Consider the following 21,075-nt stretch of genomic DNA (forward strand, 5'->3'; position numbering starts at 1 on the left):
TTTGAGACATCTTCGATCGTTATAGCGGTGTTAATCTCCCGAAAGATGGCTTGGAAATAAAAGCACTAAAAGGGACAAATAATGAAAAAACTCATCATGGCTTTGGCAATGGCTGCATTGGTATCAGGTTGTGCGAACAAAGACTTCGGCGAAGTGGTTAATGACGGCGTAAACGGCGCTATCGACGGTGTGCTTGGTTCAGTCGGTGTAGGGAATGGCACCGTAGTCAAAAATAGCGATGGCGGATTCAGTGTTGAGGAAGAGGAAGTCTGGCCTCATAGACCTGAAAGAACCCGTCGAGACTATGGTGAGATTAAAGTCGCTAAGACAAAGAAAAATCCAAAAGGGAGAACAGAAATTTTTGTTGAAAGTTGTGTTCACCAAAGGATTGGTTCTGTCGATTGCGAAGGGTGGATGTTCGAAGTGACCGCTGAAGGTTGGCTGGTGGAAGACAGTATTCTTGTTTATGACGATAAAACTTACTCCATTGCTGCAGGAAAGTACTACGCAAAGTTTGAATCAGACGATACGCGTACAGAATACTATGCGACGGGTGAAGTGAACATCGTCCCTTTTGTCACCAACTATATAGCAATAACAGTAGAGTAATCATCATCAATAAAGAAAGGCAGGTGTCAGCACCTGCCTTTTGTGTTTGTGAATTCGGACGAATCTTCCCAAGCCCATTCGGCTATTACCTGAAGACCTAATGCTAATATTCCGTTGAAATGGATTCGGAGGAGATAGCCTTGTATCAACTGTTTTACTACCCACGCAACGCAAGTTGGGCACCTCATATGATGATGGTGGAAATGGGACTGCGACACGAGCTGATTTTGGTCGACAGGAAGTCCAACGCCCAGAAATCCGAAAGCTATCTGAAACTCAATCCCACTGGCCGTATTCCTGTGCTTGTTGATGGAGAATTGGTCATTCATGAAAGCGCAGCTATTGGGCTCCACCTTTGCGAAAATCACCCTGATTCTGGCCTGATTCCCGACATGGGAAGCCTTGAAAGGCCGATATTTTTTCAATGGCTGTTCTACCTGACTTCGTCGTTACAGTCAGAGCTGATGGTCTATTTCTACCCGCAACGCCACACAGAAAACCCCGATGAAGCGACAGCCATCAAACGAGCCCAAGAAGCCCGCGTGACAGACATGTTTGCTTTGATTGATCGTGAGCTGGAAGGCAAAAACTTTCTGGCGGGAAACCGAATCAGTATGTGCGACTTCTTCCTGTTCATGTTCGCCCATTGGGCCAGCGATTTTGATAAACCACCGTTGAGCTTTGAGCATTTAGGTCGATATTTAAGGAATTTGGCGAAGCGGAAGTCCGTGGTTGCAGCGAGTGAATTGGAAGGTACCAACTTGGACATCTATCGCTAAAGGAGTGGGGAAATGAAGATACACAGCCTGTTTAACGATAAGTCAGATCTTTACGAGAAAGCGAGGCCCGTCTATCCCGATGAGATTTATCGGTATCTGGTAAGTATCTCTCCATCGAATCTCAAAGCATGGGATTGTGCTTGTGGAAACGGACAGGTGTCAGAAGGGCTGTCGCATTATTTTGAAGGTGTGATCGCGACGGATGTCAGCGAACAGCAGATTGCGAATGCAAAGCCATTCGACAACGTCATCTACCGTGTTATGCCATCGGAAAGTACAGATTTCCCTGACGATAGCTTTGATTTGGTATGTGTGGCTCAGGCTGTCCATTGGTTCGATTTCCCCGTTTTCTGGCCGGAAGTTAAACGTGTATTGAAGCCTGATGGTGTATTCGCTGCTTGGGGATATACATGGCCAGTGTTACCAGATGAAATAGAGAGAATTTTCCACGAACAAATTCTCAATGTGATTGCGCCTTACTGGGCGACCCAAAATTCACTTCTGACCGGTCACTACAAGGATGTGGAGTTTCCTTTTGAAGGACTGAGTTCACCAAAATTTGAGATGAAGGTTGAATGGGACCTCGATCAATTCTTCGATTTTATTAAGACGTTCTCTGCCACCCGACGGTGCATTGAGGAACATGGCGAGGCATTTCTTGATGCTGCTTATGAGCAGATTGAAACTTTTTGGTCTGCCGGTGAAAAGGCGAGGGTCATTCCGCTTGAATTCGTTTTTTATGCCGGTCGGAATACCGAGTAAAATGAAAACCCGCCAGCAAGGCGGGTTTTGTTATTCACCTATAATGCGCGGATTCGGGTTATTTCATCCGGCCCAATGCCAAGTGATTCCAAAAACTTCTGGTGTTCTGCTGGCTCCATTTCTTCGAATTTCTGATGCCACTTGACCATATCATTTTCTGAAAATCCGGCAGCGGCCATAATCTGCGTCCAACGTTCTTTGTTCACGATGTTTTCCTCCAAAAGATGGGGTGCATGCAGCAGCGCGACAATCGCTTTCTGCTGTGCTTTCAGGCTCTGGATTTCTTTCTCAAGTGCATGGAAATGCGCTTTGAGGATTTGAGCCTGATCCTTATCTTTCTGCTCAAGCAATGTCCGAATGCTGGAAACCGGTAACCCATAAGCACGATAAGCCGCGATATTCCTTAACTTTTCAACTTCCTTTTTTCCGTACCAGCGATAGCCATTATCACTTCGACAGGCAGGCGTTAGGAGGCCTTCTCTTTCGTAATAAAGAATGGTGGCGCGGGAGATATCAAACTCCCGAGCAAGTTGGGTCACCGTTAACATAAGCACACCGTTTGGCTGAAAGAACAGGCATCGTGAACCCTGATCTTATAGTCGGGTCAAGCTAGCATTATGGCGTGAAAATTGAGGGAAGTGGAAACTGTGTTTCGGTGATTAGAGTATCAAAGACTTCCTATCCCTTTAGATTCACTTCACTAATGAAACATAAATATTTTGTCCGCTGAGTTACGCTTGCAAATATAGAGAACTAGATGCTGCAGTACAGCATCTAGTTGCTCTACAAACCATGGGATGGAATGTATGACGCTGGGTGCCAGTCAGGCAATTACCCAGCTTGCTGTCATCATACTGATTAAGGATATGAGTTTTGACCGTCAAATACCCTGAAAGTCTAAGAGATTATTCTTGGACATTTCGTTTCGGACTTGGCCAATTGCAATTTCTAATTCTGCTTCTGGCTATGTTGCTTTTCCTTGTTAGTACTAAAGTTCACTCCTCGGAAAATGAGCCTCCGATTTACTGGCGGTCGATTGTTTACTTCTACCCTGACGACAGGATTGTTGGAGAGGATGAGCTGAAGCTGGCATTTAAGGACTTCGATTTCGTCAGCGAGTTTCCTGAGAAAACAGAAAACAACACCCCCCTTTATACCTATGAAGTCATCAAGAATTTTGACGAAAGTTATCCTGTGCCAGACATGAGTTATCTCGCTTACTTCGGTAGGGGGGTAACTAAGGCAGAAGCTGAGAGCATTCAGGGATCAAAGTTGGCAGTTGTTATTGATGCAATGTTTCCAATCTCGACAGCAATTAAAAATGTATATGGTTTGAATAATGCAGTATTTCGATTCGCTAATCAGGAACATGGGCTGATTTGGGATTCTGAAACAAGAGAGCTCTTCTCTCCAATTGCCTGGAAGGAAAAGCGTATTTCTAGCTGGGATAAGTCAGGCTTTCCAGTTATCGAAGACCAAATAGTGATCCATGCATATCAGGCCGGGGAAGGTGTAAGAGCAATAACGCTTGGCATGAGTAAGTTTGGCCTTCCTGATATTGTTGTTGACAAGTTTTCATGGTCGCTGAATGGAGAGGTCGGGAGCGTAATAAACGTGGTGGCCCAGTCGATATTTGAGGGTACAGAAGTCACTGACAGTTTCATAAGAGTTGATATTGATAAATTGCGTGATGGTGAATTCAAAACAAGGGTGAAAAATTCTTTGAAGGAAAATGCTGTTCAAAGAATTGATGTTGGCTACAGGGAAGGTAAATGGGAGTCTGGTGATCCAAACAATTACCTTATTGAGCTTACATTCGACCATATTGAAGGTAGTTCTCTCTCAGAGAAACAAAGTAACTTTGTACATGCACTTTTTGGTTGGGAAGACGATATCGCTTATGTTAGACATAACCAACTCATCAAAGAAGCTAGCAAGAGAGCTCGGGAAAAGCTTCCCTCCCTTAAGAAGGATTTTAATGAAGGACTAGCGCCAGGAGAATATATTCAACTTAAGGCTCCATTCGATACAGATGATGAGGGCGTTGAATGGATGTGGGTGGAGGTTTTGGCTTGGTCTAACTCTGAAATCAAAGGTCTGTTAAAAAATGAGCCTTACTTTATCGAGAGTCTGCGCGCAGGAATGGAAGTCTCGATCAATCAAGATGACGTATTTGACTACATCCGTACTGACGCGAATGGTAATCGAGAGGGCAACGAAACCGGGGAACTCATTCAAAAATATCAGGTTAGATAGACTGATGTTTTTGAAAACAAAGCGGCCCCGTCTCCGGGGCCTAAGTTCGCTGAGAGAACTTAAAACTTGTATTGGATGCCGACGCCGCCAGCAACTTCTGAACCAGACACCTTGCCAGATGTCTCGTAGTGGAAGGTGCCTGAAACACTGATCTTCTCGTTGAAGCCATAAGCACCACCGATAGCCAGGGCCTCTTTGCTGCCGGAGAAGCCGACACCGGCACCGATTGCAAATTCACCTTCGGTCACAAATGGACGTGCGTTAGTAATAGCGTGCATACCAGCACGAACACCATCCATTTGTTCGTCCATCTCGGCAAAGCGCTCGTTCATTTGTTGCTGAAGGTCAGCAATGAGTTCGCGCTCTGATGTAGGTGTTACACCGAATGACGGGTCAACAGGCTCACGGTCAGGCACGTCTGCTTCAGGAGTAAAACCAAAGTCCGGATCTACTGGCTCAGGACGGTCCGGTGTGCCATCTGGTGTTGGACGGTCAACAACTGGGCCATCACGGTCGGGTGTATTGTCCGGCATTGGGCGGTCAACGGTAGGACCATTTCGGTCTGGTACATTTGCGTCTGGACTTGGACGGTCAACCGTTGGTCCATTGCGATCAGGTACCGAATAATCTGGCGTAGGACGGTCAGATACACCAGGCACGCTGTTGTCGATATCAATATTGATAGAGTTTGCCATTGCGCCAGCAGAAAACAGGCCAGCAAGCGAAAGTGCGATTACAGTCTTTTTCATAAATTTGCTCTCTTAGTAAGTTTCAATCAGCGAGAGCATCCTTGCATCGAGTGTATAACTCGTTGTGATTCCTTATCTTTGACTGCAAGTCTACGGAGGGGAGGGCAGGTTTTCTAAGTAGGTGTGGTGATGTCGATAATAAGCATTACTTATTAGAAGGAATCAAATTTTCAATACTTCTTCTTAATCAAGGTCAGCACTTCATCTGCTTGGCTTATGAAAAGAAAAAGCCGCCAGATAAATGCTCTGGTGGCTTTGCTGATTGTTTGTAGGAATGGGTGTTTAACCTGCCACCCAATCCACTAGATCTTTTGATCTGACGTTGTTCACTTGATAAGGCTGGCCCAGCAGTCGGGCTGGTCGATTGGTATCAGCCTCTATATGCAGTTCCTGACCGTCAGTAAAGGAAAGACGAAAGCCCATGAACACACTGGTGAACATGCCATTCCCCTCAAAATCTTCATGAATTTCACGACAGCTTTTTACGCGGCGATTGGTTTTTCCATCGTTAAAGTAAAGGGCAATGCCTTGGTCGAAAGCGTTGTTTTTCAGCAAGGGATGGATATGTCCGGCTGAATCAATGTTAAAAATAATCACTTTTCCGTGGTCTCATATTTATGGAATCTATAGCGCGGCGTGATTTCTATCACGTTTTCACATGGTTTGTGGTCGGAGGTGTATAAATTAGAGGGTGAAAATAAGGCACTTCGACTCAGTCTTGAGCCGAAATGCCTGTTTGGGAATCAATATAAGTTCAATAAGTGAATGGTTTGGTCTTGTGCTTCATGGTGGGCGAACTTAATCAGTGCCATAGAGGGTGGCCCTTGCGGCGCAGGGTTGTTTGAAAAACCAAATCCTTCAGAAGGGATCCCATTCGCACCGAACGACAGCGTGTTGTTACCATCCACATCCTGATACGCCATGATGCCGTAAAAACCTGATGGCAGAGCTTCCAATGTGATGCCCTCGCGGGCTTCGTCTGATGTGTAATGGTTGGCATGAGCAGTTGGCGCGCCTCCCATCAGGTTGTCTGTTTCGCTGTAAACCAACACAACCACACCCGCTTCTTCCACACGAATGTCCGTGATTTTAATCGTCAGCGGATAGGATTCACCCTGTGCGAATGTCGGAACTTCTTTGGGCTGCTTGCTGATTAAACTGGAACTTAATACCACAACAAAAACAGACGCCAGAGCTGTAACCGGAATCAAGGTCTTGCCAGCCTGCTTACGGCACTCCTGAAGCCAGGATGACATCCACAATGTCGCCGTCAGAAGCAGCACCAACAGGGTGAAATAACCACTGAGAACGGTTTCGCTCAGGAAAGGTGCGGTAAAGTAAATCAGAACAGCGTGCCAAGTGAAAACCTGAAGTGAGTTTTTACCAATGTAGCTCAATGGGCGGAAAACCAGTGCTGAAGGCCACTTACGGATGACTGTCGCGACAAGGTACACCCAAACCATCAGGTTCAGCATGCGCAGCCAACCCAGCTCGGGCTTATCAGCAAAGGAATACAACACGCCCTGATGGATACCCATTGAAAGAAACGCACCGTGGTGAGCGGCAAATAGCAACGCAGCGAGAGCCAGACTGACCGTGGCAACGGCAGGGTGATACCAACGCAGATTGCCTTTGGCATTCGAAAAGCCAATGGCTGCGCCACCAATAAACAGCAACTGCCATGCAAACGGATCGAAGTAGCCGACCTGAATATTTGTCTCAAACAGTGAGGAAAGGAGGCTGGCCTCAATCTGTGTGCTGACTGCCCAAACCCCGACGCTGGTTGCCAGCACCAGCCACATCAACCCACGGCGAAACGCGTATAGCGCGATGGGTAGAATCAGCATGAAAATGACATACAGAGGCAGTATCTCAAGGTAGTCCGGTTTGTTGATCAACAGGGCGCTCAACGCAATGGTAATGAGTGGTGCTTCCCCTAGATTGTTAAAGCTGCTGCCGAGGGATTGCGCGACGGTAGGCAACGCAAACGCGCAGTAAGAGAACCACACCATTACCAGAAGCAGGCTGACCATATGGTATTTGTAGATGGTAAAAGCACGTCGCAGGACTTTACCTGTGGCCTCCCTGTCTGAAAGCTCAGTGCGGCTATAAACCGCGCCTGCCAGCAGCCCGGAAATCATCACAAAGCCTTCCGCCGCACCAAACTGACCAAGGGGTTGAAGGGTGAAATATTGGAGCAGGCTTCTACCGCCACTGAGCCATATCAGATGGTTAATCGTCATTAAAACCAGCAGCAAACCGCGCAGGCTATCGAGCGCAGGTATTCTTTTCATAACTCGTCTCCACTTTTCTTAATACAACTGATTGTGTCGCAAGCAAAAAGAGAGCATCTGACAAAAATTGCGGTATTGAATTTAGAAAGGGCTTTGTAGGAAGGATTGATAGACGCGTCGAAAAAAAGAGCCTCAGTAGAGGCCCTTTTGCATGCCAGTGTGTGACGGTTATTTCTGGATTCTTGGTTCGATGATGTTGAACCTAGATTCGACGCTGTCGAGCGTGCAACCAAACTGAACCTAAGTCCTGCTCCTTTGAGCTAAATTGGTTTTGGGACAAAAATGGCTTAGAGTTGGAACTCTAAGCCATACAGATCAGATAAACTGGGGTAGGGGAAAATCTAGGTTACTACAGCCTACGAGTTCGGTGGCCATTCACCTATAGAATCAACTACGTTCAATTTGCATCTTCTCAACAAATTGAATGAAATTATCTTTTGCAAAGCTCTCTAACTGCTTATTCCAAATTAGGCCGACATCCCATGAGCTACTTTCCCCGGGCAGTTCCCAAAAAACGACGTGCTCATTCGCAATATGCTTTACACTTGCTGGAACAATAGTGAAGCCCAAATTTGCTGATACTAGTGCCAACAATGTTTGAATATCATCGGCCTCCTGAACTACATTAAGTTTTTTCTCATGCTCCTCTAATAGCATGTTAATTTGTTGGCTTAGCCCCTTACCTCGCTCAGGGTTAAGCTGTAAATAATCGATTGAATCTAACGAAGACCATAATTTGTTTTTGTCTATGATTTGGCTTCTATGTATCGCAAGCACTAATTGATCTGTACAGAGCTTCACGCCCGTCAGCGGAGCTACAGCTGGTAGTCGACTAAAGCTAAGATGAAGATCCCCCAGAAGTAGGAACTCTGACTGCTTTTGAGATGGTATATCGTTAAGTGTAATGTGGATCTCTGGGTAGTGTTTTTTAAACTTAGCTATGTAATCTGGTGCAAGGTGGTAGGAAGATATACCAAAACCTATATTAAGAGTTCCTGCAATTCCCTTGGCGACTCGTTGAGTTAGAGATTTATAAGATTCAAAACTCGATACAATTCGTTGCGCTTCAGGTAAAAGAGCTACGCCTGCCGCAGTAAGACTGGCTCCTTGTCTTCCTCTCTCAAATAAAACTACTCCACAAAAAGCTTCAAGGCGCTGAATCTTCTTAGTTAAAGCTGACTGAGTGATGTGTAAGTGCTCTGAAGCTACTCGATAGTTACCATCTAACGCTAACTGGCAGAATGCGCGTAAATCGATAAAATCCATTCCATAAGCTCATTAAATATAGGAATTTTATTCATTATACGGAATTAAACGACCTTTTTAAAATGGTTGATATTCACCAAGTAAAGGGAACAATTATGAAAGATATCCGTGTTGCGACTGTCCAATTTAACCACCATGCGAACGATAAAAACTACAACTTATCGGTCATTCAAAGTTACGTAGAAAAGGCGGCTAAACAAGGGGTAAAAATCATCGCATTCCCTGAAATGTGTGTGACTGGTTATTGGCATGTTTCGAAACTTAAAAAATCAGAGATCAATGATTTGTCCGAGTTCATCCCACAAGGGGAAACATCTCAACGCTTGCTAAAAATGTCTGAACAATACCAACTCAGCATAGGAGCAGGTTTAATTGAAAAGGACAAGGACGGAAATTTCTATAATTCTTACATAATGGCCATGCCTGATGGCCAGATAGCCAAACACAGAAAGCTGCATACATTTGTCAGCGAACACATGAGAAGTGGTAATGAATACACTGTATTTGATACGCCACATGGATGCCGCGTAGGGATCCTGATTTGCTGGGATAATAATTTAGTCGAGAATGTTCGAATAACAGCATTAAAAGGGGCTGATATACTAGTCGCGCCTCATCAAACAGGCGGCACGAACTCTCGCAGCCCCAATGCGATGGGGTTGATTGATCCCGAGCTTTGGCATAATCGCAAACAGAATCCAGATTCGATTCGTTCTGAAATGCAAGGTTCTAAAGGAAGAAAATGGTTAATGCGTTGGCTACCCGCGCGTGCCCATGATAATGGCATGTTCCTGATCTTTAGTAACGGTGTTGGGGTTGATATGGATGAAGTTAGAACGGGGAATGCGATGGTGCTCAATCCCTACGGCGAAATTATCGCTGAAACTGACTGTGTCGATAATGATATGGTTATTGCTGATCTCAATGCGAAAGATCTAAATATGTGTACAGGCAGACGCTGGATCAGAGGTCGTAGACCTAATTTATACGCTCCCTTAACGATGGAAGGGAATGAATTGACGCCTTATCAGGCAAGATTCTCGACACTAAAATAGATGACGTAACTTATTGAGTGGTCGCCAACGAATAATACGTTGGCGACCATTAATATATTGTTTCATAAAGAGCCCCTAACAAACTTTGGGGCATAATCCAGCCTGAACAAACCGCCAATTAGGTTGCGAATTTCAATAAAAAAAGAGCCTCAATTGAGGCTCTTTTGCATGTCAGTATGTGACGATTACTTCTGAACTTTTGGCTCGATAATATTGAACCTGAATTCGAAGTTATCCAGCATTCCCACGATGTCGGTCAGTGCTTTACTGTTACCGTCTATTTTCGCGTTGCCCCGCTCAACCAGTTTGGTGATAGAGCTTTTGCCCATCAGCACTTTGTTCAGCGAGATTAGACCGTGAAATGGCTGACCATTTTGTCGAGAGATTCAGCGGTTTCTTTCAGCTGTTGGCTACTGCTTTGTGATTGGTTTGCCGCGCTGGAAAGTTCGGTCACCATCTGGCTGATCTCCACCAGATCCTGACTGACTTGCTCTGACACCATGCTTTGCTGCATCGCGATACTCGCGACTTCGGTATTCAGCATCGAAATGTTGTCCACTTCATCTGTCATCTGAGTGAGCTGTGCAGCCGCATCGTTTGCTAGCTCAACACAAGCCTGCGCACTCTGACTGCCCGCATCCATCACTTCAACCGCGCTTTCCGCATCAACCTGCAACTGGTTAATCAAATCGTAGATTTGTTGGGTAGAAGATTGGGTGCGAAGCGAAAGAGACCGCACTTCGTCAGCCACCACGGCAAAACCACGGCCATATTCGCCGGCGCGGGCGGCTTCAATGGCGGCGTTCAAAGCCAGCAGGTTGGTTTGGTCTGCAATGCCTTTGATGACATCAATAATGCCATGCACGTTCTGGCTGTTTTCGCCAAGGCGGGTAATGACGTTAGACGCTTCTGACACTTCGCTTTCCAGCTTCTCGATCGCCTGTTGTACCTCGTTCAGCATTTGCTGACCGCGAGCGGCGGCGTTCTGGGTCGATGTTGCGGCGTTCGCGGCGCTCTCTGCGTGTTGGGCCACGGTTTGTGCGGTGGTGCTCATCTCGGTCGCTGCTGTCGCCACTTGATTCACCATCTGCATTTGGCGACTGACACCCTCCAGCGTTTGCTGGGAAACCGCAGAAGACTGAACAGCGTTGTCAGACACCGTATGGCTGGTTGCGGTCACTTGCTTGACCACCGCCTGAGTCTGGTCAAGGAAGGTGTTACAAGCACGCGCCAGCTCTCCGGTTTCATCCGGTGCGTCTGCCTCACTGCCCAAACGTCGGGTAAAATCACCGTCTGCCACCTGAAGCATAAACTCAGACGTGCTGCGGATAGGCGCAGCGATTCGGCCTGCAATCACCCAAATCAGGGCAATATTTGCCAGCAACACCGCCACACCCATTAGCAGGGAAATCAGGGTTTGTTCGCGCTGGTCTTCCTGTGCTTGTTGCTGGAGTGCGATAACGTTTTTTAGCACCAAGGCTTTGTCGAGTGTCACTACCAGTGTCCACGGTGCGATATCGGCATTGGCCTTCACCGGAATCATCGCCGTAATGCGTTGATCATCGGCACTGGTAAAGCTTTGATAGCCGTCTCGGCCCAGACGGTTAGCCCAAAGATTTGCATCGCCACCTAATGATTTGACTGAGTCACCCAGCGAACGGTCTTCACTGTCTGCCGCAATGGTGCCGCGATCCGTCACCAGCATGACGTGGCTTTGGCCTTGATACAGACGTTGGCTGAGCGATTCCGCGACGTGCGAAAGGGCTGCCAGTGAAATATCCAGACCTGTGATACCTGCAAATTGACCATCCACCATGACCGGGGAGACCACAGAAGTCAGCAGCACATTCTGGCCGTTAACGGGGTACACGTAAGGGTCGAGCAGGCAATTTCGGCGACTGTCGCGGGAGCAAAGGTAGTATTCACCGACACGCGCGCCGCCATCAGTGCGGGTTTCATCCGCATAGCCTGCCAGCGGTTCCAGTTGGAAACGGCCAGCAGCATCACGGTTCCAATAAGGAATAAAGCGCCCGCTGCGGTCATGACCGGTTTGGCTGGCGTAAAGGCTATCCATACTATCCAGAGCATTGGGTTCCCAGGCCGTGAACACACCCAATGCGTTAGGGTTGCTTTCCAGTAACCCTTTCAGTTGGTGGTTCAAGCTGGCGCGCAAGGTATCGCGGGTATCCTGATCGCTGGCTTTCTGTTGGCGGGAGAAATTTTCTGCCATCAGGGAAGTTTGAATGAAGCTGTCCGATAGCTCGCCGGCGATCATTTCAGCGGCAGAGCTTAATTCTGCCTGCAGACCATTGTTGAACATCTCCAACAACAAGGTTTGGTTACGCTGGTTTGAATGGGTTTGTAACTGGGTAGAGAAATAGAGCGAAAATGCCGTCATCACGCTGATCGCGGCAAGGGTGGCAATACCAGTAAACGTACTGATTTTTAGCTTAATCGACTTCATAAAAATGTGTCTTTAGATCCGAAAGAGGAAGGAACTAAATAAACCCAACATCGGAAAATGGTGCTTATTTCGTCTGCTGAGCATAAAAGGCGCGCAATATTCGATGAAGTCTTTATAAATGTCTATATCTTCGGCATGAAATAAATTGATTATTTAACAGTGATTGCTTCATTGGTGCGACAAGGTGAATTATTTCCGTTTTTTATAAATCTTTAATTTAATTTCTTCATCGAAGTGCCCGAAAAGCTTTGTTTTTGAACGGTGTGTTTTCTCATTTAACGGCCAGTCCAATGAATAACACACTAGGCATCTCGACCCAGAAACCCTGCACGATTATGTTTTCTGAACACCTCAACAGACCCTAAAGCCAGGTATCAGGATGAACATGTCAAAGTTATCAATTCAGGGGGCGTTTGCCATTTCCCTGCTGACTGCCACGCTTTCTTTCTACGCGCAGGCAGACACGGATCTGGATAAAAATCTGCAAGCCATCGAAGCGTTCAGCCAGCGTACTGAGCCCTTGTTGGAAGCCTCCCAAAACAATGGCGTTGCCTACTCAGATCTGGTTGAGGGGATTGGTGATGTGCTGGAGCGAACTCAAAGTGCCAAGGCCGCGGTATCCAGCATCGATCTCAGCAAGCTGTCGGTGATTGCGAACGACAACGCCGCTTTAGGGGATAAATACATCGCCGAATACCGCGATTTCCTCGGTGAGCTTGATAAAAACTCGGCCTGCTATACGCCGAATATGGTCGACGAGTACCAAACCGAAGTCAGCAAGCTTCGTGACTTTGCCGATTCAGTGACGGATTACGCGTCAGTCAGCGATGAAGGTGAAGCCTATGAAGCCATGATGGCGATATCCGCCAATAGCGTGTTAGTCGCTGCGGTGCCTTCTCTGTTCGCCATACAAAACATGTGTATCGCGCAGGATGCCGCTCCTGTCATTGAGCAGTTTGGCGAAGTGGAAGGAGCCATCGTCAATGCGCTGATTGGTCAAGCGATGTTGAATGAAGAAGGGGAATTTGATTTGCCGCCAGAGATGCTCAATGGAGGCGAGGGTGATGCTTTCTTTGAAGAGGAGGACGGCTATGACGAAGACGACTCGTCCCCGTTGATATCAGAGATCACCTTCTTAGAGCCAAAGATAGCGGAGTGTATGAAACAATCTGCGGATGCGAGCGGGGTTGAACGTGTGAATGGCATAACAATGTTTATCTGTGATTTGCCCAAAAACGCAAAGGTTCGCCTAGACGATCTGGCTCAGTTTCCTTATCTGGATATGGTGATACTCAGTGGCGGTGATATTGAATCTCTGGCACCACTGACAAACGCCACTTACCTGTCCCAAATCACGGTGGAAGACAGCACTATTCAATCTTTTGGTGATTTGTCTGATATGACGGCCTCGGTGGTGTTTTCCTATGTAACAGCCAGCAACTGGGGCTCGCTTGCTCAATCCGGCCTTGATTACATCACCATTGAACAACCGCACGACTGCAGCGAGCTGTCTCCGCTACTTGGCTCCGGCGCTGTCACTGTCGAATATGTGGATGATGAGCAGGATACGGTAAGTGATGAAGCGTTAGAAACTGCCAACTTGCTTGTGGTGACGGATTGTCGTCAAGACAGTGTGTTTTGAGGGCAATGGGCGAAGGCTCTATTCGTAGATCCATTCCCCCATTTTCCACCGATGATACAGCCCGTTAACTGCAGGTAGACACATACTTGGTAAGTAAAGCCATAGGTATCGAGTGGACGGTGATCTCTAAAAAGGGCGTCAACGGATGCGATAAGCCCTCACTTCTTCGCCAAAACACGTTTCATTGAAGGGAGTTACGCGGTTTAGGCAGTGTAATAAGTGCCAGACATCACGGTGATATCTTCAGTCTCTCAATCCGGTTTGCAAAGCAAATAGGAGGGTAAAATGAAGATCCCAAGCCAACTAATAGCATCAATCGGTGCTAGCGCATTCTTGCTGATACTTTCAATCACTAGCGTCCATGCGACGCACGACAGCTCAGGAAAACGGCACTCCGACTTACAAGCGTTTGCCTCGTGGGCAGATTTGGTTGACCGATGGAAAAACCTGGATGGTCAGCTCATTGATTTTAAAATCATCAAGTTCACCTCGGATGGTGAATATCGGTATATAGGTGCTTGGAAACTCGGAGACGGCAAAGGGGGCGCTCTTTTCCGATACCCGAGTTGGGCGGAGTTCGTTGATCAATGGAATGAGCTTGATAACCAACGCTTGATTGATATTGATATCTCCAAGGTCGGAAATACCACTTGGTATACCGGTAGCTGGCAGTTGGGTGCGCCGAGCGGGGCGCTTTATTCCTTTGGTAGCTGGCAGTCATTCGTTAATAAATGGAATGCACTGAGTCATCAAAAGCTCATTGATTTGGAAGTCAGTAGTGTGGGTGACAACACAACATTTGTTGGTGTTTGGCAAGGTGACGCGACCAGTGGTGCGCTGTATCGTTTCGGTAATTGGCGCTCATTGACCGACAAATGGAAGGCGCTAAACCTCGAAGGCCAACGCTTAATCGATATTGAAGTCTATCAAGCGGGAAATAGCCTCTACTACACAGGAGTGTGGGAAAAAGGTTCAGGGAACGCCCTGTACCAATTTTCTAGCTGGCCATCGCTAATGAATAAATGGCTTGAACTTGATCGCGAAGGTTATTACCTCGTCGATATCGAAGCTGAGCGATTTGGTGATCGAGAAATCTATCTTGGTGTATGGCACAGGTAGTCGGTGAGCAACAAAAAGACAATCACTAAGCGGGCAGCCTAATTGAGTTGTCTTAGCTCGTGTCAGGTGTTTGCTCTGGAGTGTTTCTGCTCAAAACGCTCCAGCACCAAGAGCAAAAAAGCTTGCGCTCTGGGCGCTTTTAAACCGGACAAGACATGACTCCCGATGAAAAAGAGGATAACCAGGCTTTTAAACATCATCAAGTAGAACGCTTAAGGACTTCGAATCAATAGCATAGAAGGATGGCAACAAAGGCCAATTAAGAGGTTAATGATACCCCATTAACTTGCTGAATAAATTGGCGAAAATAAATCATACAAAGAAATGCCTATCTATTCCTCAAACAACCTGTATAGTGTCGCGAGCTCTCGAGTCAGAGCTATGAATGAAACATTTAGTCCAAGTATTTTCTCAGTTTCCATTCGATTCATTTCGTCTTCAGTAAATTCTTCTTCTTAATCGACCATTTAGTAGCTTTCTCTACGAGCCTGATTTCCGCCGTTCAAAGTGAAAATCCCTCACGAGAACCTTCAAGTTTCATGGGTTTCAAAAAAGGAACTAGCAATGAGAAAGAAAAGAGCAAACCTTCAGAAACAAGCATGGAAAAATGGCAATGAAGCCAGATTTGAGCAGATGGTAAGCGAATACCACAAAGAAAAAGCCGTACTGGAAGCCATGACTGCGGGCTCTGAAGAATATGACCAGCAAAAGAAGTTGTGTGAAAAACTGTTTGCTAATGCAGAGCGCTTTTTCAAGCAACACCAGTAATCTGAGACTCAGCAGCTGATGCAGGCATCTTCAACTGTCTGATTGCGTCAGAGGTAAGCCCGGCAGGATTCGGGCTTAAACCTTATCTTTCCGTCATGTCCTCACGGTGAAAACTTTCCTGCTCTCTACTGGGGCTATCACCTTCAACATCCGTTCTAAGAGTTTGTCCGATACTCTGGTTTCACCTCCGCTGGGGGATGGATTTCATCCAGTGCTTTTGGTAGGCCATGATCATTGATTATTTGGGCATGGAACCGACGCAGTCTGCGTGGTTCAGTCACGCCACAGGAATGGGCAATTACGCCGACCTCATACATCATGCTCTTGGCATAGTGGGCAACACGCTCAGCTTTGTCGGTAACCACCAATCCTTTTTGTAGTTTCGGATCATGCGTGGTGATGCCGGTTGGACAGGTGTTTTTATTGCACTGAAGTGCCTGAATACAGCCTAACGAGAACATGAAGCCTCGGGCGGAAACCACGAAATCAGCACCGATACACATGGCCCAGGCGACTTCCGCTGGGTTAACCAGTTTTCCGGAAACAATCACTTTCACCCTTTGCTTCAAGCCATAGCGTTCCAATACGTCAACCAACATAGGCAGGCTGCGTTTGATCGGCAAACCCATAAAATCCATAAGCGATTGAGGTGCTGCACCGGTGCCGCCATCTGCTGAATCGAGCGTGATGAAATCCGGCGCGGATTCTATGCCACGGGCATGAATGGCCTCCATCAGATTATCCAGCCAACCATAAGCGCCCAGCACCATTTTGAAACCGACAGGCTTACCTGTGACTTCTCTGATTCTGGCTATCATGTCCAACAGGTCGTCAATGCTTTGAATGTCCGTGTGTCCATTCGGGCTGATGGAGTCCTTCCCCTCGGGAATACCGCGAATAGCCGCGATTTCTGCGTTCACTTTATTGCCCGGCAGAATACCGCCTTTACCCGGTTTTGCACCCTGACTCATTTTGATTTCAAACATCCGCACTTGTTCATGGGCGGCGATTTGTTTGAGTTTTGCATCGCTCAGATTGCCGTTTTCGTCCCGCACACCGTATTTGGCGGTACCAACCTGGAATACGATATCTGCGCCCCCTTCAAGGTGGTAAGGGGAAAGGCCACCTTCGCCGGTGTTCATCCACACTCCCGCTTTCTTTGCGCCCTTAGAAAGCGACAAAACGGCAGGCACACTCAAAGCGCCAAAGCTCATGCCGGAGATATTGAAAAAACTTGATGTGGTAAACGGCGTTCTTGCTACCCCTTCTCCGATAGTGACAGCACTGGCTGGCACGGCATCCTCAGAAAGTGTTGGGAAAGGACAGTTGAGAAAGATGATATCGCCAGGCTGGTTGAGTGCCCGTGTTGAACCAAACGCAATGGTACTGTCGACATTTTTCGCCGCGCGGTAGACCCAGCTTCGTTGGGCGCGGTTGAACGGAAGTTCGTCGCGATCTTGCGCGAAGAAATATTGGCGGAAAAACTCGCCCATGTGTTCAAACCAATAGCGGAAACGGCCGACCACCGGATAGTTACGGCGAATGGCTTGTTTGGTTTGGGTGATGTCCCGAATGTAGATATAGATGAGTGCAAGGACACCGCACCCGATCAGAAAGACGAATAGCGCTGCGCTGATTTCAAGCACGCGGGATGCCCAGCTGGTAACAACTTCCATTTTATATCCTTATTCATTTACCCAATTTGATGGGATTTATTGCTCTCGATTCGATAGACCGGATGGAGTAGCTTAGGCTTTCTGATATTTTCCGGAGGCTCGTTCTGGGGCTTATAAGAATCGTTTTCTTTAAGTAACAGGCACTATTTGAAGTAAACTCAAATAATCCGGTCTTGGAGACAGTCGTACTGAAAGTTGTGCGCTATACCCTATGAAGCTGAAAACAAGGAATGAATGGGAACAGGGAGAGAGACGATGTACAGAAAGGTGCTGACATTCTGGTTTGAGGAACTTACGTTAAAGCAGTGCTTTGCCAAGAGTGATGAGTTGGATCGCACCATTGAGGCGCGTTTTGGAGAGGTATTAGAGCAAGCGTCGATCTGTGAGTGTTTTAACTGGCGGGAAGATCCGGAAGGTCGGTTGGCAGAAATCATCGTGCTCGATCAATTTTCGCGTAATATTCATCGCGATACGCCGCGTTCTTTTGCTCAGGACCCTCTTGCTTTAGCTTTGGCGCAGGAAGCGGTTTCTTTAGGTATTGACCGGGAACTTCCGCCTGCCCAACGTAGTTTTTTGTATATGCCATACATGCACAGCGAGTCTAAGACTGTTCACGAGGAGGCGCTGCGCTTATTCAATCAGCCGGGTCTTGAAGACAACTATCAGTTCGAAATCCGCCACAAAGAAATCATCGATCGTTTTGGTCGTTATCCGCACCGAAATGAGATTTTGGGGCGCGAAAGTACGCCAGAGGAAGTCGAGTTCCTGAAACAACCAGGCTCAAGCTTCTGATAGGTAAACAAACTAAAGACGAAGAACTTAGCGAGTTTGGCTGGCATTGGGAGCGCGGCATTCCTTTGTGGGGGAGTCATCTCGGTCAGAAGGAAGGATATAGAGAGGGCTGCATGGTGCAGCCCTTCGCGATTTCCTATCAGCAGTTTATCGAAAAATACAATACGTCGAAGGTCGTTGTTAGAGAAAACTTGAATACCATACGTTCGGAAGGGCTGCCTTTTATGGTTATAGCGCCAGGGGCTAACTCAAGTTCTATGACTTGTTCGAAAGGAGCATCAGGCAGCAAAAAGGTTCGTGAGAGCCAGATGGTGCCATCAGATTGATGTCTGAAGGCGTTTTTAGTCTTCAGTTTTTCACGATCTTCAGGCTGGATAAGACGCACTTTATTGGTATCAAAGAAGATGTCATTGATGTCGAGTAGCGGTTTATCAACAAGGGCTGAAACGCTTATGGTTACGCCATTTCTACCATCCTGGCTGGCATTGACTTTTATACTGTAGTCATCGAAAGACTGCTTTAGCGCATCTCGATTTGTGCGCAGGTAACCGCAACTTTGCGAAGCAACAGCTTCACCAAAACTGTCCTCTGGTTTGTAGTAAGTTCTGTCCGTTGGAATTACGCAGCCAGAAAGGCCAATTGCGACAGCGCTGGCCAGAAGAATGGTTTTAAGTTTCATCACTATTCACCCTTTGTTACAAGAGTGCGCCATTCTAATCACGATAAAACGAGGTTCAATTTCGGATTGATAAGTTGCACATTTTGATACCTAAAGGATCAATTTATGGACTTTGTCTTTTCTGAACTTCTTAGTGGATAGGCAATGATGATGGTTAAGGTGGAAACCTGAGTCGTTATATCAAGTGCAATAGATGTCCGAAAGCGTGGTAGCGTTGCTTCCGGAACATCCGTTGAAAGGCCTTTCGCTTGTGATTTGGTTATTCTCTGAATTAAAGAGTTAACACTGTAAATCGAGAAGCAGTGCCATCAAGGCTTCAATAGCCAACCCCATGTCTTCGTCGCTGGCGTATTCCGCTGGGTTATGACTGATCCCCTGCTTACATCGAACAAATAGCATAGCGACACGGGTAAGGTCAGCCATGGCTGAGGCGTCATGGGTGGCACCGGAAGGTAAGGTAAATACACGCTTATCAAGGCTACCAATCGCTGTTGCGATCGATAATTGCAGTGCAGGGTCGCAGGCTGTAGCAGGTTGGCTGTAAATTCGGGTGACTTCGCAGCCCAGCCCGCGAATTTGTGCTGTTTCTTTCGCAAACGCTTGCAGTAGCTCTCCCGCTTTCTCCCTGACTTCATCGACGGGAGAACGCAGCTCGATCATCATGGAAACTTTGCCTGGAACGGCATTGGGCACATTGGGTGTGACGTCCAATTGCCCAACATTGGCGAGTAAATCCGGCAGTTTTATCGCGAGCTTTTCTGCTTCCAGAGTGACTTCCGCGGCTGCAGTCAGAGCATCCTTACGAAGGTGCATGGGTACTGTGCCAGCATGGGCGGCTTGGCCGGTAAACGTGAGTTGATGCCTTTCAATACCACAGATGGCCGAAACCACTCCTAAAGGCAAGCCTTCGTGTTCGAGAACGGGTCCTTGTTCGATGTGTGTTTCGATGAAGCCGAGAATATCTTCAGGATTGCGTTTGAGTCGGTCAATGTTCTCCGGTTGAACACCAAAACTGGAAAGTGCCGAACGTAAAGTGATTCCGTCTTTGTCTGGTCGGTTGATGACACTCTTATCCAAAGTGCCTGCCAGTGCTCGTGGGCCGACCAGCGCAGTGGGAAAACGCACACCTTCTTCGTCAGCAAAAGCGAGTATTTCGACAGAATAAGGTAACTTTTTCCCCTGACGGTTCAGCGCTTCAAGCGCAATGATTGGCAACACAATCCCCATGATTCCATCATAAGCGCCACCCTGTTTGACACTGTCCTGGTGGCTTCCCATCAGCAGCGTTTTGGTACCTTTTCCTGCATCGTAACGACCAATCAACGTGCCTGCGTCATCCATGTGAACGGTTAGGTCGGCCTCTTCCATCCATACCGTCAGTAGCGCGTTGGCACACTTATGTTCTTGCGTAAAAGGAAAGCGAGTCACACCGATTTCTGAGTCCGTACACTCGGCAAGTTGCTTTAAATATTCCTGGGCTCGTTGGCCTATAAAGTGAGTCATTGATTATCGCTCCGGATTTTCTTGTGTCGGCAAGGTATCCCTCCATGCCTGATAGTCGGGGTCGCTGTGGCGTTCATAAAGCGTTTGCAAGGCGAGCAAGGGCGAATCGTGGTAGTCGATACGCAGGGTTGTTGGTGGCGAGTCGGGCCTGTAAACAAGCAAAGCTGCAGATAATAAGCCCCGGTAGTCGCCTCCTGATTTTTCTGCGGCAAACAAGGCAGCGATTAATCTTTCTTCAAAGCTTTTTTCGCTGTTTTTGTAAGCTCTCATCATGGCATCCAACACCAGTGTGTCTGAGAGCAGATTTCCACAAACCACGATATTGGGCTCGATCAGGCTGCCTCGAGCGGCACCATTTTCGCTTCCTGTGTGCACCGCCCCGGCACCGTGAAGGTCGAGAGCGGCAAGTTGACGGTGCGCTGCGCCAGAGTCTGCGCAGGTGATGGCATTGACCGCATCGACCGCACTGACGCCCGACGCCATTTGGGACAGCACATTATCTCCCCAGAGTGTGCTGGGCTTCGCACCTTGTGAGGCTGACATGCCAGCTTTTAAATTCCCTCTGATCACCCAACCTCCGACGCAGAGTGCGCCCGTGGCCGCCGCAGCCCCAATCGCGCCAGATTCCGGATCTCGTGCCAATATTGAATAAGTCATAGGTC

19 protein-coding genes and 1 pseudogene are annotated in these 21,075 nt (G+C 47.4%); 9 read left to right on the forward strand and 11 right to left on the reverse strand.

Going from position 1 to position 21,075, the window contains the following annotated elements; all coding sequences use genetic code 11:
- Nucleotides 1-81 precede the first annotated feature (81 nt).
- From QL223_RS00215 to QL223_RS00225, 3 genes are all read left to right on the forward strand, one after another.
- Nucleotides 82-609 (forward strand): hypothetical protein, encoded by a 528-nt coding sequence (locus QL223_RS00215; protein WP_002538139.1) that lies wholly within the window; start codon nucleotides 82-84, stop codon nucleotides 607-609.
- A 140-nt stretch (nucleotides 610-749) separates the two neighbouring features.
- Nucleotides 750-1,388 (forward strand): glutathione S-transferase family protein, encoded by a 639-nt coding sequence (locus tag QL223_RS00220; RefSeq protein WP_281543499.1) that lies wholly within the window; start codon nucleotides 750-752, stop codon nucleotides 1,386-1,388.
- A gap of 12 nt (nucleotides 1,389-1,400) precedes the next feature.
- Nucleotides 1,401-2,150 carry a class I SAM-dependent methyltransferase gene (locus QL223_RS00225; protein ID WP_002538142.1) on the forward strand — a complete coding sequence of 250 codons (750 nt, stop codon included), beginning with the start codon at nucleotides 1,401-1,403 and terminating at the stop codon, nucleotides 2,148-2,150.
- Nucleotides 2,151-2,188: 38 nt separating this feature from the next.
- Here the strand turns inward: QL223_RS00225 and QL223_RS00230 are convergent, their stop codons facing one another.
- On the reverse strand, nucleotides 2,189-2,698 hold the full coding sequence (locus QL223_RS00230) for a MerR family transcriptional regulator (RefSeq protein ID WP_281543500.1): 510 nt from the start codon (nucleotides 2,696-2,698) through the stop codon (nucleotides 2,189-2,191).
- 325 nt (nucleotides 2,699-3,023) lie between these two features.
- On the opposite strand from QL223_RS00230, the gene QL223_RS00235 reads away from it, so the two are divergent.
- Nucleotides 3,024-4,406 carry a DUF2314 domain-containing protein gene (locus tag QL223_RS00235; protein WP_002538145.1) on the forward strand — a complete coding sequence of 461 codons (1,383 nt, stop codon included), beginning with the start codon at nucleotides 3,024-3,026 and terminating at the stop codon, nucleotides 4,404-4,406.
- 59 nt (nucleotides 4,407-4,465) lie between these two features.
- On the opposite strand, the gene QL223_RS00240 is transcribed toward QL223_RS00235, so the two are convergent.
- The 4 genes from QL223_RS00240 to QL223_RS00255 all read right to left on the reverse strand — a co-directional run bounded on the left by QL223_RS00240 (nucleotide 4,466) and on the right by QL223_RS00255 (nucleotide 8,715).
- Nucleotides 4,466-5,155 (reverse strand): YadA C-terminal domain-containing protein, encoded by a 690-nt coding sequence (locus QL223_RS00240; RefSeq protein WP_002538146.1) that lies wholly within the window; start codon nucleotides 5,153-5,155, stop codon nucleotides 4,466-4,468.
- Between the two features lie 282 nt (nucleotides 5,156-5,437).
- Nucleotides 5,438-5,752 carry a hypothetical protein gene (locus tag QL223_RS00245; protein WP_002538147.1) on the reverse strand — a complete coding sequence of 105 codons (315 nt, stop codon included), beginning with the start codon at nucleotides 5,750-5,752 and terminating at the stop codon, nucleotides 5,438-5,440.
- A gap of 146 nt (nucleotides 5,753-5,898) precedes the next feature.
- Nucleotides 5,899-7,449: an OpgC domain-containing protein gene (gene opgC, locus QL223_RS00250; protein ID WP_281543501.1), complete on the reverse strand. Its 1,551-nt coding sequence runs from the start codon at nucleotides 7,447-7,449 to the stop codon at nucleotides 5,899-5,901.
- 387 nt (nucleotides 7,450-7,836) lie between these two features.
- Nucleotides 7,837-8,715 carry a LysR family transcriptional regulator gene (locus tag QL223_RS00255; RefSeq protein ID WP_002538149.1) on the reverse strand — a complete coding sequence of 293 codons (879 nt, stop codon included), beginning with the start codon at nucleotides 8,713-8,715 and terminating at the stop codon, nucleotides 7,837-7,839.
- 62 nt (nucleotides 8,716-8,777) lie between these two features.
- On the opposite strand from QL223_RS00255, the gene QL223_RS00260 reads away from it, so the two are divergent.
- Nucleotides 8,778-9,770 carry a nitrilase family protein gene (locus QL223_RS00260; RefSeq protein ID WP_046304190.1) on the forward strand — a complete coding sequence of 331 codons (993 nt, stop codon included), beginning with the start codon at nucleotides 8,778-8,780 and terminating at the stop codon, nucleotides 9,768-9,770.
- A 185-nt stretch (nucleotides 9,771-9,955) separates the two neighbouring features.
- Here QL223_RS00260 and QL223_RS00265 read toward each other — a convergent pair.
- A pseudogene (locus tag QL223_RS00265) lies at nucleotides 9,956-10,114 on the reverse strand (alkyl sulfatase C-terminal domain-containing protein); the annotation flags it as partial.
- A 5-nt stretch (nucleotides 10,115-10,119) separates the two neighbouring features.
- Nucleotides 10,120-12,234, reverse strand: a complete 2,115-nt coding sequence (locus tag QL223_RS00270; RefSeq protein ID WP_281543502.1) for a methyl-accepting chemotaxis protein — start codon at nucleotides 12,232-12,234, stop codon at nucleotides 10,120-10,122.
- Nucleotides 12,235-12,619: 385 nt separating this feature from the next.
- Between QL223_RS00270 and QL223_RS00275 the strand changes: the two genes are divergently transcribed.
- The 3 genes from QL223_RS00275 to QL223_RS00285 all read left to right on the forward strand — a co-directional run bounded on the left by QL223_RS00275 (nucleotide 12,620) and on the right by QL223_RS00285 (nucleotide 15,763).
- Nucleotides 12,620-13,876 (forward strand): hypothetical protein, encoded by a 1,257-nt coding sequence (locus QL223_RS00275; RefSeq protein WP_281543503.1) that lies wholly within the window; start codon nucleotides 12,620-12,622, stop codon nucleotides 13,874-13,876.
- Between the two features lie 285 nt (nucleotides 13,877-14,161).
- The gene (locus QL223_RS00280) at nucleotides 14,162-14,995 is read left to right on the forward strand and encodes a hypothetical protein (RefSeq protein WP_002538155.1); all 834 of its coding nucleotides are present in this window, start codon (nucleotides 14,162-14,164) and stop codon (nucleotides 14,993-14,995) included.
- 564 nt (nucleotides 14,996-15,559) lie between these two features.
- The gene (locus tag QL223_RS00285; protein ID WP_002538157.1) at nucleotides 15,560-15,763 is read left to right on the forward strand and encodes a hypothetical protein; all 204 of its coding nucleotides are present in this window, start codon (nucleotides 15,560-15,562) and stop codon (nucleotides 15,761-15,763) included.
- A 155-nt stretch (nucleotides 15,764-15,918) separates the two neighbouring features.
- On the opposite strand, the gene QL223_RS00290 is transcribed toward QL223_RS00285, so the two are convergent.
- Nucleotides 15,919-17,439, reverse strand: a complete 1,521-nt coding sequence (locus tag QL223_RS00290; RefSeq protein ID WP_281543504.1) for an FMN-binding glutamate synthase family protein — start codon at nucleotides 17,437-17,439, stop codon at nucleotides 15,919-15,921.
- Nucleotides 17,440-17,694: 255 nt separating this feature from the next.
- Here QL223_RS00290 and QL223_RS00295 point away from each other — a divergent pair, with 255 nt between their 5' ends.
- Nucleotides 17,695-18,231, forward strand: a complete 537-nt coding sequence (locus QL223_RS00295) for a DUF924 family protein (protein ID WP_281543985.1) — start codon at nucleotides 17,695-17,697, stop codon at nucleotides 18,229-18,231.
- Nucleotides 18,232-18,370: 139 nt separating this feature from the next.
- On the opposite strand, the gene QL223_RS00300 is transcribed toward QL223_RS00295, so the two are convergent.
- The 3 genes from QL223_RS00300 to QL223_RS00310 form a co-directional block, all read right to left on the reverse strand.
- Complete coding sequence (locus QL223_RS00300) at nucleotides 18,371-18,910, reverse strand: hypothetical protein (protein ID WP_281543505.1); 540 nt, start codon at nucleotides 18,908-18,910, stop codon at nucleotides 18,371-18,373.
- A gap of 279 nt (nucleotides 18,911-19,189) precedes the next feature.
- Complete coding sequence (locus QL223_RS00305; RefSeq protein WP_281543506.1) at nucleotides 19,190-20,413, reverse strand: M20 family metallo-hydrolase; 1,224 nt, start codon at nucleotides 20,411-20,413, stop codon at nucleotides 19,190-19,192.
- A 3-nt stretch (nucleotides 20,414-20,416) separates the two neighbouring features.
- Nucleotides 20,417-21,070 carry a DUF1028 domain-containing protein gene (locus QL223_RS00310; RefSeq protein WP_281543507.1) on the reverse strand — a complete coding sequence of 218 codons (654 nt, stop codon included), beginning with the start codon at nucleotides 21,068-21,070 and terminating at the stop codon, nucleotides 20,417-20,419.
- Nucleotides 21,071-21,075: the final 5 nt, after the last annotated feature.

It is taken from the genome of Grimontia sp. SpTr1 (assembly GCF_947387585.1).
GTDB lineage: Bacteria > Pseudomonadota > Gammaproteobacteria > Enterobacterales > Vibrionaceae > Enterovibrio > Enterovibrio indicus.

Bases quoted from the DNA above. Each gene is read 5' to 3' on its own strand.
- QL223_RS00295 (WP_281543985.1), top strand. From the start codon at position 17,695: ATGTACAGAAAGGTGCTGACATTCTGGTTTGAGGAACTTACGTTAAAG.
- QL223_RS00290 (WP_281543504.1), bottom strand. From the start codon at position 17,439: ATGGAAGTTGTTACCAGCTGGGCATCCCGCGTGCTTGAAATCAGCGCA.
- QL223_RS00255 (WP_002538149.1), bottom strand. From the start codon at position 8,715: ATGGATTTTATCGATTTACGCGCATTCTGCCAGTTAGCGTTAGATGGT.
- QL223_RS00260 (WP_046304190.1), top strand. From the start codon at position 8,778: ATGGTTGATATTCACCAAGTAAAGGGAACAATTATGAAAGATATCCGT.
- QL223_RS00270 (WP_281543502.1), bottom strand. From the start codon at position 12,234: ATGAAGTCGATTAAGCTAAAAATCAGTACGTTTACTGGTATTGCCACC.
- QL223_RS00275 (WP_281543503.1), top strand. From the start codon at position 12,620: ATGTCAAAGTTATCAATTCAGGGGGCGTTTGCCATTTCCCTGCTGACT.
- QL223_RS00305 (WP_281543506.1), bottom strand. From the start codon at position 20,413: ATGACTCACTTTATAGGCCAACGAGCCCAGGAATATTTAAAGCAACTT.
- QL223_RS00240 (WP_002538146.1), bottom strand. From the start codon at position 5,155: ATGAAAAAGACTGTAATCGCACTTTCGCTTGCTGGCCTGTTTTCTGCT.
- opgC (WP_281543501.1), bottom strand. From the start codon at position 7,449: ATGAAAAGAATACCTGCGCTCGATAGCCTGCGCGGTTTGCTGCTGGTT.
- QL223_RS00300 (WP_281543505.1), bottom strand. From the start codon at position 18,910: ATGAAACTTAAAACCATTCTTCTGGCCAGCGCTGTCGCAATTGGCCTT.
- QL223_RS00225 (WP_002538142.1), top strand. From the start codon at position 1,401: ATGAAGATACACAGCCTGTTTAACGATAAGTCAGATCTTTACGAGAAA.
- QL223_RS00230 (WP_281543500.1), bottom strand. From the start codon at position 2,698: ATGTTAACGGTGACCCAACTTGCTCGGGAGTTTGATATCTCCCGCGCC.
- QL223_RS00285 (WP_002538157.1), top strand. From the start codon at position 15,560: ATGAGAAAGAAAAGAGCAAACCTTCAGAAACAAGCATGGAAAAATGGC.
- QL223_RS00280 (WP_002538155.1), top strand. From the start codon at position 14,162: ATGAAGATCCCAAGCCAACTAATAGCATCAATCGGTGCTAGCGCATTC.
- QL223_RS00215 (WP_002538139.1), top strand. From the start codon at position 82: ATGAAAAAACTCATCATGGCTTTGGCAATGGCTGCATTGGTATCAGGT.
- QL223_RS00310 (WP_281543507.1), bottom strand. From the start codon at position 21,070: ATGACTTATTCAATATTGGCACGAGATCCGGAATCTGGCGCGATTGGG.